Source organism: Chryseobacterium subflavum, assembly GCF_055762745.1.
On record NZ_JBVTMR010000002.1, the window covers coordinates 158,032 to 169,700 of the forward strand.

Here is an 11,669-nt window from a genome sequence, read left to right on the forward strand (position 1 = left end):
TTAATAGTTGCCAGCTAAATTTCTTACCTGACAACTAAAAACTATCATTTGATTATTTATCCATTCTCACGATCCGTGGTTGAAATGTTCCCAGAATATCCACCAATCCACTTTGTGCGTTCATGACCTCATTGATGTCTTTATATGCCATAGGAGCTTCTTCTGCATTTCCACCCATAAGCACAACATTCTTTAGCTTGAGCTCTTTTTTAATATCATTCTGGGTGAACATATTCCTGCACTCTCCTCTGGAATACGCTCTTCCTGCACCATGAGAAGCAGAATTGAGCGCATCAGGGTTTCCTTTTCCACGAACAATAAATCCCTTTGCTGTCATAGATCCGGGAATCATCCCCAGCTCATTTTCATTGGCAGGAGTAGCCCCTTTTCTGTGGACAATTACCTCTTTTCCATTATGAATTTCCTTCCATGCAAAATTATGGTGGTTCTCAATTCTTGCTTTCACTCTTCCTCCTACGGCTTTTACAAGCCTCCTATGAATATCATCATGGCATGCTGAAGCATAATCCCCTGCAAGGTTCATTGCTGTCCAGTATTCAAGTCCCATATGGGTATTCAGATCCAGCCATGCAAAATTTTGAGCTTCTTTAGGTAAAGGACATTGCTCTATCGCAACCCTTGAATAGTACTGTGCTATCTCCGCTCCCAATCCACGCGAACCGCTGTGTGAAAGAATACCCAGATATCTTCCTTTCGGCAGACCTATCTGTGCTTCTTCCTCTGTAATTTCAACCTCCCCAAATTCTACAAAATGATTTCCCCCGCCAGAAGATCCCATTTGCTTGATTGCTTTTCCTTTTAATCTCCTTAAAATAGGAATTAAATCAAATGTATCACGATCAAAGATCTCATGTTCAATATGTGATTTATGGGTTTCATACATCCCGAATTTGGTATGTTCAGCCAACGCTTTTTCATATTTATCTTTAGCGCCGTCCAGATATGAAATAGGTGTATCCAAAATACTAAGGCTCATTCTACAGCCAATATCCATTCCCACTCCATAAGGAATCACTGCGTTTTCAACGGCAAGCACTCCTCCTATGGGAAGTCCGTAACCAATATGTGCATCAGGCATCAGGGCTCCCTGAGTTGCTATTGGTAATTTTAAAGCAGTATATAACTGATTCTTTGCTTCTTCAGAAATATGGTTACCAAATATCTGAAATGATGCTCTTTGTGTATTCAGCATTCTCTTTTCTGTCTTTTTTGAAGAAAGTAAGGCCTCTGCAATTTGTCCGAAGGTCAAATCTTTCTCAAAGTTCTCCGGATGAAGCATAATTTCTTTTAAAAGTGCTTTAACATAATGGATATTCTTTGTTGCAAAATTTCTTTTCATGACTTCCAAAGCTATATTGACACTTTGATTATTTGGATAGCCTAATTTTAATATATCTTTTCCTTTAAGTTTTAAATTTCCCATTGTTTTAAATTTAGATATGAGATGTCAGATGCTGAATCATAGACCTCTAAGCATACAGACACCATTCAACTATTATTTTAGTTGATTTGTAATAACATCATAACAGGCAGAGATTTTTCTTCCGTCTGAATGATCCTATTGTAGCCTTTCCAGTAAAACGGATTGAATAAAAATTTCTATGTATTAATGAAATTTCATTTCTCCTGAATTATTTGGAAGACAAAAAAATGATTAAAAGATTTCGGGGAAACTTAGGTTTGAAATATTGCGCAATAAAAAACCCGAAATCTACACGACTCCGGGTTCTGATATTTCAATATACTATTGTTCTATGAATGTACCAAACCACGAAGCCTTACCACCATAAGGGGCAATCCAACTGTAGAATTCTTTTGAAATTTGAACATTTGCTTCGTTGTTTTTAAATTGGTTAAACTTTATTTTCAGGTGCAAATATATACAATTTTCTGAAAAGTAATCATTTAATTATAAATTTTTGAAAAATAAAAAGCTTCAACAGGAAACCTGTTGAAGCTTTTTATCTGCATGTATTACTTTAATCTTTAGAGCCGAAAGTATCCATTCTTGCATCCATGCCCCTACTGTTAGGACGGTATACTCTTTCCGGGTCCAGAAAATAAACGTTGTGTTTTGCTTTAGCAATGATCCCTTTATAAACGTCTTCCGGTAAACCTGCAGTATCTTTATCTGTTGATTGATCCGTATTCTGTGCTTCTTTTTTAACTTCTATAGCACCACTTTCATTTAAAATGACCTTTGCTTTTCTGGCATCCTCTATATTTTCCGTATAGACGATTATATTAATTTTACCTATACTTCCTTCTCTATAAGCTGTAAGCAGCTCTATTTCATTTACAAAAATATGGTCCCAAAAACTTTTTGTCTTCTCATCTTCTTCGTAATCATCTGCCGATGTTCCGTTTTCTAATTTTGATTTTGAAACAATGATATCCGCTTCTTTAAATCCTTGATTCTGTAGTTCTTTTTTTATTCCTTCTACATCTGCATTAGCAGGGAATATTGAAATTACTGTATAAGCCATATCTAAATTTTTCACTTAAAAGTGCAAAAACCATACAACAATGGCCAATATTAAAATATTTAACTTTTGTTTAGAAACTTATCCAGGATCTCTACAGCGCATTTAGGAAGATTGGTTCCGGGGCCGAAAATAAAGTCTGCACCGTTTGCGTAAAGAAATTCATAATCCTGCTGAGGAATAACCCCACCTACTACAATCGTTACATCATCTGCCCCTAATTTTTTTAATTCTTCCACGACCTGTGGAACGAGGGTTTTATGGCCTGCTGCGAGAGAAGACACTCCTAAAATATGAATATCATTCTCTACAGCTTGTTTCGCTACTTCTTCCGGAGTCTGAAATAAAGGAGCTACATCCACATCAAATCCCATATCTGCAAATGCTGTTGCCACTACCTTAGCACCACGGTCGTGTCCGTCTTGCCCCATTTTGGCAACCATTAATCTTGGGCGACGTCCTTCTTCTTCCTCAAATTTTTGAGTGAGATGAAGGGCTTTTTCGAAATATTCATTTTTACTCGCATTCATTGCATATACTCCTGAAATTGTTCTGATATTGGCTTTGTATCTTCCAAAGCTCTCTTCCATCGCATCACTCATTTCACCAAGTGTCACTCTTCTTCTTGCCGCTTCAATACATAAAGCTAAAAGGTTTCCTTTACCTGTTTTTGCACTCTCTCTGATCTCATTTAAGATCTCTTCAACAGCTTCTCCATTTCTTGTTTGCTTAATGGAATCCAGTCTTTCTATCTGTTTTCTGCGAACTTCCGTATTATCGATATCAAGGATCTCAATAGGCTCTTGTTTCAGAGCCGATTTAAATGAATTGACACCAATGATAAATTCCTCACCGCTATCTATTTTTGCCTGCTTTCTGGCTGCCGCTTCCTCAATTCTCATTTTAGGAATTCCTGCTTCAATTGCTTTCGTCATTCCTCCTTCCTGTTCCACCTCATCGATATACCTCATTGCCTCCTCAATCATCTGCTGGGTAAGACTTTCCACCAGATTGCTTCCCCCCATCGGATCCACCACATCACAAATTCCACTTTCCTGCTGTAAAATAATTTGGGTATTTCTGGCAATTTTTGCTGAATAATCTGTAGGTAAAGCAATCGCTTCATCCAATGCGTTGGTATGTAAGGATTGTGTTCCTCCTAATGCTGAAGATAATGCTTCAATAGCAGTCCGGGTAATATTATTAAAAGGTTCCTGCTCTGTAAGTGACCATCCTGATGTTTGAGAATGGGTTCTCAGCGCTAAAGATTTTGGATTCTGAGGGTTGAACTGTTTCAAAAGATTAGCCCAGATGTATCTTGCAGCACGCATTTTAGCTATTTCCATAAAATGGTTCATGCCTATTGCCCAGAAAAAAGAAAGTCTTGGGGCAAAATCATCCACATTCATTCCCGCTTTAATTCCTGTCCTTACATATTCCAAACCATCTGCCAATGTATATGCCATTTCAAGAACAGGGGTTGCTCCCGCTTCCTGCATATGATAACCAGAAATCGAAATAGAATTGAATTTGGGAATGTATTTAGATGTATATTCAAAGATATCCGCAATGATCTTCATGGAAGGGGTAGGCGGATAAATATACGTATTTCTTACCATGAACTCTTTCAGAATATCATTCTGAATGGTTCCTGAGAGCTGATCCTGTTGAACACCTTGTTCTTCTGCGGCAACAATATAGAACGATAAGATTGGTAAGACCGCACCGTTCATCGTCATGGAAACCGAAATCTGATCCAGAGGGATTTCATTGAATAAAATCTTCATATCCTCAACGGAATCAATGGCAACCCCGGCTTTCCCAACATCTCCCACAACTCTTGCATGATTGGAATCATATCCTCTGTGGGTGGCAAGATCGAATGCTACAGACAATCCTTTTTGCCCTGCTGCCAGGTTTCTTCTATAGAATGCGTTAGACTCTTCAGCGGTAGAAAATCCGGCATACTGACGTATTGTCCAAGGTTTTTGAACATACATCGTTGAATACGGCCCTCTTAAATAAGGTGAAATTCCGGGAGATGTCTCTGTAAGAGCTTTATCTTTAACATCTTCATGGGTGTAGGATGATTTTAATTCTAACCCATCCTTTTCGAAATTATAAATCTCACCTTCTTTAGGCAAAATATCCAGATTCAGTTTTCTTACAGAAATTGTCTTTCGCATTTCAATAATTTTATCCCCGTAAAGTTAATTTTTTTGAATGAAACATGAAACTACAGTTAAACACCTGTTATTAAAACCAATAGCTAAATAAAAAGCCGGACAATTGTCCGGCTCCGATCTAATTTTTAACTTTATTATTTCTTAATCAGCTTTGTACTGTATGTTTTAGTTTCACCGGTAATGGTAATAACATACATTCCTTTAATAAGTGAAGCTACATTAATTCTTTGACCTTCCAGTTTACCGCTTTGTACTAGTCTTCCTTCAGCGCTGTAGATCTTATAATCTGCTTTTCCTTTAAGATTTTTAACTTCAACAAAGGTATCGGCAGGGTTTGGATAAATCTCAATTTCAGATTTTGTTCCTTTTACTTCATCCACAGCAAGTGCTCCTGTAATTTTTACAGAAAAGTCTCTAAAAGAACCCGTTGAAATTACTCCACCGCCACCTACCGGAATAGAGGAAGTACCACATGGCCCAGTAGCAGGATTAAAGAAAGTACTTGCCACTCTCATTCTTAATGTTTTGTCACCTGAGTAGGCAGTTGCTGGTACCGTAAATACAATCGTCCCATCATGGAAATTAAGATCATTTGCAGCATTATAAACAGGAACGGCACCACTAGATCCTATCTTTTCTGAGGCTTCAAAAGTACCATTTCTATTATAATCAATCCATATTTCTAACCAGTCATTATAAGTTCCAAGACCATGACCTAAATTTCTAAATGAAATAGTATATTGAGTACCTTTTGTTAAGTTGATTAATTTACTGGCATCTTCACTAAAATCCAAATAGGTTCTAGCTGCAGTATTCAAGTTACCTGAGAAATAATTAACATTAGCCAGATTTAATTGAATAAGCCCGCTGTAGTAGGGTGCAAGAAGATTATTCCCCCCCGTAGTCATCAAACAGTAGTCAACTCCTGTTCTTAAACCTTTCGTTTTGAAAGTATAATTCGTAGAGAATGCTCCAGGTACATTGTTTACTACAGCTGCAACTTGGGTTTCATAACTGGTTTCGTCTTCAAGACCTGTTAAAGAAACAGAATTAGTATTACTTACCGCATTAGCCCAATTTACTTCACCAACTTTTCTATAGTTAATAGAATAAGTATTAGCTCCGGGAACACTGTTCCAAGAAACTCTTGCCGTGGTCTTTAAAATTTCAGAAGGCAGTACGAAAACTCCTGTAGGAGCATTAGTCGTTGATGTAGGGGCTGTTCCAATAGTAACCTGAGGAGACACCGCATAAAATATATTTCCAATTGCTGATATTCTAAACTTAACAGCACCTGTTAAATTACTTGGCATTTGTGCGGAATAATTGCCTGTATTGGGAGTAGTAGCTACCAGATCAGTCCATGTATTTCCGTTATCGGTTGTATAATCTATTTTCACATTGGTAACATTATAAGGAGCTGCATTGGTATTAGCCACCTCCCATTGGATCGTGTTTGAAGCATTATTATATAATACCGAGGAAGCAGTTAATCCGTTAAATTTAAATGGTCCATCATTACCAACTGTTACAGTAGTCTCAGAAGAAGATAACATTGGTCTTACAGTATTCTCATCTCTTACTGTCACTGCATAGTGTAAAGTTCTAGGCACATAAGGAACTGTTTCCCATGTCGCTTTATTGGTAAGAGTACCATTCATTACTAAAGGCAGACTTGGAAAATATCTTCTTCCACTTGCTGTTCCAAAGAAAGATCTTGCTAAGGATCCCTGAGTATTGTATCCCCATCCACTATCTCCTGAAATTGAAGCGAAGTCATCAACACTGTCATATTGTTCCCATGTATATTTCAATGGGTCATTTTGAGCATCTGTTGCTACTGCATCTAAATAATATGCTGTTCCTTTTGGAATGCTATAAGATGTAAGAGGAGAAATTACAGGTGGAGTATTCGTTGTAATATCTTGAGATATACCACAAGCAGCCGGCTTACCTTCAAGATTTGTTAGTATTTGATTGATTGAAGCATAGTGGAAATAAGCATCGGAATTCATTTGTACATTGTCCTGTGTAATTCCTGCATAACTCATAATCGTTGTTCCACCCCCAGGTTCTACATTCACTCCTGAACCTTCAGTGCTTTTTGAGAAAGTATGGTTTCCCCCTAACTGATGCCCCATTTCATGGGCAACATAGTCGATATCAAAAGTATCACCACTTGGATTTCCATTTGAAGGAGAAGTAAATCCGGAACCTTTACCTTCTGGCTCTGCAGTCGACGGATCTACACAAATACACCCAACACATCCTGCATTTCCCCCTCCTCCATCAGCTCCGAATAAGTGTCCAATATCATAATTAGCATTTCCTACATTGGCTGTTAAAGTATTTTGTAATTCTAAGTTCCAAGCTCCTGCCGATCCAGCAGCAGCATCAGAATATGGATCTGTAGCAGGGTTACTATAAACAATTGTTGGCAAATCCTGAACAATTAATTTAACTCCAAAATCTTTTTCAAATACTCCGTTTACACGAGTCATCGTCGTATTCATCTGTGCAACAGCACCAGGTACTCCGCCAAAATGCTGGGTATATTCACCTGTAACAGACAGTGCAAGCTTATATGTTCTATACTTTGTACTGGAAGGTCTACTTGTAATTCCTACACTAGAAAGCTTTTTTTTTCCGTTACCCTCCAGCGTCTTTATATCTTTAAAGCTCTTTTCCTCACTTGTACATTCAAACCCATGATCTCCTTCAGTCCTCTTCGTCTTGTAAAAGACTCCATATGTCTGCTTATCTGTAGAAATAGGTTCTATAAATTGAAATACGCCATCCTTAATAATCATAGATTGCATTTCAGTCGGCGAGGTACTGAATCTTACATATTTGGAAGGATCATCAATACCTACCCCAACATATGAACCTAACTGATATCTATCTGCCAGAGATTTCTCCATAACAGGATTACTGTACACAGCAAACTTTTCAATTTTTCCCTCTACCGTAGGTAAATTAATAACAACAGGTTTGGCATTGTTTCCTGTTTCAACAGCATCTTTTAATAAATTTCTGAGCGAAGTTAAATCTACTTTATAAGCATATTTAACCTCTACTTCTTTTCGTAACTGGGAAGTCTTTTGAGATACGGATTCCCATCTTTGAGCATAACTACTGGTAAGTCCAGCAGCTAGTGCACAAATAAGTAGAACTTTCTTTTTCATAAATTACATTTATTTTAATAAAAACGTTAAGCATTTCAACAAAAATAAAAACAAAAAATACTAATAACACATCAAAAAAGTTAATAATCAACTAAAGCATCAATTTAACCCCTCCTTATACATTTGATATTAAAAAAATAAACCATAAATGCAAAAAAAAATTAAATAATTACACATTTTTTCGTGCAAAAAAACCGAAAGATTGATCTTTCGGTTTAACAATTTGTATATTTTATTAAAAAAAATTAATCAATTACAATCTAATTCCCATTTCAAACAAAGCAAAAGAAATTAAATCCGCATTTTCACCAATAACCTGTTCGGTCGATCTTCCGGCTCCATGTCCTGCATTTTTTTCAATTCTTAACAGGATTGGATTTTTACAGGCTTGTTTCTCCTGAAGTTCAGCACCGAATTTGAATGAATGCGCTGGAACAACCCTGTCATCATGATCACTTGTAATAATCATAGTCGACGGATAACAAGTTCCGGCCTTTACATTATGTACCGGTGAATAAGATTTTAGATAATCAAACATCTCTTTGTTGTCTTCTGCTGTTCCATAGTCATAAGACCATCCGGCACCTGCCGTAAATTTATTATACCTCAACATGTCCAGAACACCTACTCCTGGAAATGCTACTCTAGCGAGATCAGGTCGCATGGTCATCGTAGCTCCAACCAGCAATCCTCCGTTTGACCTTCCAGAAAGCGCCATATACTCTTTCGAAGTATATTTTTTATTTTGCAGGTATTCTCCGGCAGCAATGAAATCCTCAAATACATTTTTCTTTTGCATTTTTGTTCCCGCATCATGCCATTTCTTACCATACTCCCCACCTCCACGGATATTCGGAACTGCATAAATTCCTCCATTCTCCATCCAGATCGCATTGACAACAGAGAATGATGGCTGTAAGCTGATATTAAAACCTCCGTAAGAATAAAGAATAGTAGGATTTTTACCGTCCAGCTTTACCCCTTTCTTGTAGTTAATCATCATAGGAATTTTCGTTCCATCTTTTGATGTATAAAATACCTGCTCAGATATGTAATCCTCAGGATTGAATTTTACCTTTGGTTTCTGGTAAACCTCTGATTTACCAGTATCAGCGTTAAACTTATAAGTTGTTCCCGGTGTAATATAGTTGGTAAAAGAAAAGTAAAGTTCTTTTTCATCTTTCTTTCCTCCGAAACCTGAAATATTTCCTTTTCCCGGAAGAACTATATCTCTTACAAGTTTACCCGTTTTATCATATTGCTTTACCTGATCAATGGCATCTACCATATATGTTGCAAAGAAATATCCTCCACCGGTAGAAATTCCCAATACATTTTCTGTCTGAGGAATGACATCGATCCAGTTTTCAAGAGAAGGGTTTTTAATGCTGGTTTTTACAAGACGCATATTTGGAGCATCTTTATCCGTGAAAATAAACAAGTTATCTCCTTCCGTATCTACAATACCCGCACTAATGTCAAATCCTTTATTAATTTGTATGAAATCACCTCCATTTTTAAGATCCTTGATATATAATTCGTTCCCGCTTGTAGTATTAGCAGCTGATATGATAAGATATCTCTGATCTTCAGAAACATTTGCTCCGATATATCTCCTTGGTGTTTTATCTCCTCCGAAAATCAGTTGATCAGAAGATTGTTTTGTTCCTAATTTGTGAAAGTATACTTTATGCTTATCGGTCATCCCTGAAAGCACAGTTCCCTCTTTAGGTTTATCGTAGCTGGAATAATAAAATCCTTCATCTCCTTGCCAGGAAATACCACTGAATTTAACATCCGTCAATGTATCATCGATTTGCTTCTTTGTAATAGCATCAATAATGATAATTTTATTCCAGTCACTTCCACCTTCAGAAATAGAATAAGCCGCTAAATTCCCTTTTTTATTAAATGAAAGCTGAGAAAGAGAAGTGGTTCCTTTTTCAGAAAACTTATTGGGGTCAAGGAATACTTCTGTAGTCTTCGTTTTATTATTTGTTCTGTATATCACGGATTGTGCCTGCAGCCCGTCATTTTTATTATAATAAGTAAAATCTCCTTCATTTGAAGGTGCAGAAATCTTTTCATAATTCCAGATATCCCTCAATTGATTTTTTATTTTTTCTCTAAAGGGTATTTTTGAAAGGTAATTCTGGCTGAAAGCAACTTCTTCATCCACCCATTTTTTAGTGGGCTGGGAGTCATTTTCCAAATCTATGAAAGGATCCGCCACAGCAGTTCCGAAATAGGTATCAGTCTGATTACCTTTTAGGGCCTTAGGATAAGTCATTTTTTGTGAATAAAAAGATGCTGAAAATAAAACTCCAGCTGTTAATAAGATCGGTTTAAAATTCATTTCAAAGGATTTTATCAAAAATACATAATATCATCAAATAAAAAAAACCTGTTATACAGGCTCAATTTGATTAATATTTTACATTAAAACTTTCAAAATAAAATCGGTAAGGTTAGGGACAATCCGATCCGGGCTGTTTGTCAATTAAGACATCTCCCATTTGTTTCAAACCATACAATCTAATCGTTTGGAAAATACCGTTTTATAAAAATAATAGCTCTGTAAGCTTTCATAATATAGATTGGTGTTACGAATGAGACATTTAAAATAAAATAGCCTCTGAAAACAGAGGCTATTTTATTTATTTAATTTAAAAAATTTAATAATTATCTTCTTCTCCCTTCATTTTTTCTGCATTCTCAGCCATGATTACAGCATCAATCATTTCAGAGATATCCCCATTCATATAGGCATCCAGATTATACATCGATTTATTGATTCTATGATCTGTTACCCTACCCTGAGGATAATTATAGGTTTTAATTTTTGCTGAACGGTCTCCTGTAGATACCATCGTTTTTCTTTGTGCAGCGATATCTCCCTGAACTTCCTGCAGTTTGATGTCGTATAATTTTGCACGAAGCATTTCCATTGCTAATTCACGGTTAGCCAGCTGAGAACGTGCCTGTTGACATACCACCACAAGACCTGAAGGTTTGTGAGTCAACTGAACTTTTGTTTCAACCTTGTTTACGTTCTGACCCCCAGCTCCTCCGGAACGCGAAGTCTGCATTTCAATATCTGCAGGATTGATCTCCACATCTACTTCTTCAGCTTCAGGTAATACAGCAATAGTAATGGCAGAAGTATGTACTCTTCCCTGGGATTCAGTTTCAGGTACACGTTGTACACGGTGAACTCCGGATTCAAACTTCATGATTCCGTACACTCCTTCACCTTCCACTTTCATGATCAATTCCTTATAGCCTTTTGCAGCTTCATTAGAGTCTGTTACTTCATGTCTCCAACCTTTAGTTTTGAAATACATGGTATACATTCTGTAAATATCTTCCACAAAAATAGCTGCTTCATCACCCCCTGTTCCTGCACGCAATTCCACAATGATATTTTTATCATCTGCAGGATCCTTAGGAATCAGCAATACTTTCAATTCCTCTTCAAAAGCAGGAAGTTTTGCCTGAGCTTCTAATTTTTCTTCTTTAGCAAGATCTACCAGGTCTCTGTCTGAACCATCAGCAATAATTTCATCAGATTCTTCAATTGTATCTAATGCCGCTTTATATTGGTCGTACACTTTAACGATTTTTCCCAGATCGCTATATTCTTTGTTCAGAGAAGAATATCTTTTCTGATCAGAAATAACATCAGGCTGGATAATAAGGTCGGCAACCTCATTATATCGTTGTTTTATAGCTTCCAGTTTTGGAATTAATGACTTGGACATTATAGAAATTTTGTGGCTGCAAAGATATGAATT

General features: G+C 36.8%; 6 protein-coding genes. All 6 read right to left on the bottom strand.

The window, feature by feature from the left end:
- Window positions 1-52: 52 nt before the first annotated feature.
- The 6 genes from AC0INN_RS10000 to prfA all read right to left on the bottom strand — a co-directional run bounded on the left by AC0INN_RS10000 (window position 53) and on the right by prfA (window position 11,636).
- Complete coding sequence (locus AC0INN_RS10000; protein WP_273650077.1) at window positions 53-1,444, bottom strand: RtcB family protein; 1,392 nt, start codon at window positions 1,442-1,444, stop codon at window positions 53-55.
- Between the two features lie 556 nt (window positions 1,445-2,000).
- The gene (locus AC0INN_RS10005) at window positions 2,001-2,507 is read right to left on the bottom strand and encodes a hypothetical protein (protein WP_273650079.1); all 507 of its coding nucleotides are present in this window, start codon (window positions 2,505-2,507) and stop codon (window positions 2,001-2,003) included.
- Between the two features lie 59 nt (window positions 2,508-2,566).
- Window positions 2,567-4,690, bottom strand: a complete 2,124-nt coding sequence (scpA, locus tag AC0INN_RS10010) for a methylmalonyl-CoA mutase (protein ID WP_273650081.1) — start codon at window positions 4,688-4,690, stop codon at window positions 2,567-2,569.
- A 134-nt stretch (window positions 4,691-4,824) separates the two neighbouring features.
- On the bottom strand, window positions 4,825-7,875 hold the full coding sequence (locus AC0INN_RS10015) for a reprolysin-like metallopeptidase (RefSeq protein ID WP_273650083.1): 3,051 nt from the start codon (window positions 7,873-7,875) through the stop codon (window positions 4,825-4,827).
- A gap of 253 nt (window positions 7,876-8,128) precedes the next feature.
- Complete coding sequence (locus AC0INN_RS10020; RefSeq protein WP_306613032.1) at window positions 8,129-10,231, bottom strand: prolyl oligopeptidase family serine peptidase; 2,103 nt, start codon at window positions 10,229-10,231, stop codon at window positions 8,129-8,131.
- A 319-nt stretch (window positions 10,232-10,550) separates the two neighbouring features.
- Window positions 10,551-11,636, bottom strand: a complete 1,086-nt coding sequence (prfA, locus tag AC0INN_RS10025) for a peptide chain release factor 1 (RefSeq protein WP_172281336.1) — start codon at window positions 11,634-11,636, stop codon at window positions 10,551-10,553.
- Window positions 11,637-11,669 lie beyond the last annotated feature (33 nt).

Coding starts and splice junctions, on each gene's coding strand:
- AC0INN_RS10000 (WP_273650077.1), bottom strand. CDS start 1,444: ATGGGAAATTTAAAACTTAAAGGAAAAGATATATTAAAATTAGGCTAT.
- AC0INN_RS10005 (WP_273650079.1), bottom strand. CDS start 2,507: ATGGCTTATACAGTAATTTCAATATTCCCTGCTAATGCAGATGTAGAA.
- scpA (WP_273650081.1), bottom strand. CDS start 4,690: ATGCGAAAGACAATTTCTGTAAGAAAACTGAATCTGGATATTTTGCCT.
- AC0INN_RS10015 (WP_273650083.1), bottom strand. CDS start 7,875: ATGAAAAAGAAAGTTCTACTTATTTGTGCACTAGCTGCTGGACTTACC.
- AC0INN_RS10020 (WP_306613032.1), bottom strand. CDS start 10,231: ATGAATTTTAAACCGATCTTATTAACAGCTGGAGTTTTATTTTCAGCA.
- prfA (WP_172281336.1), bottom strand. CDS start 11,636: ATGTCCAAGTCATTAATTCCAAAACTGGAAGCTATAAAACAACGATAT.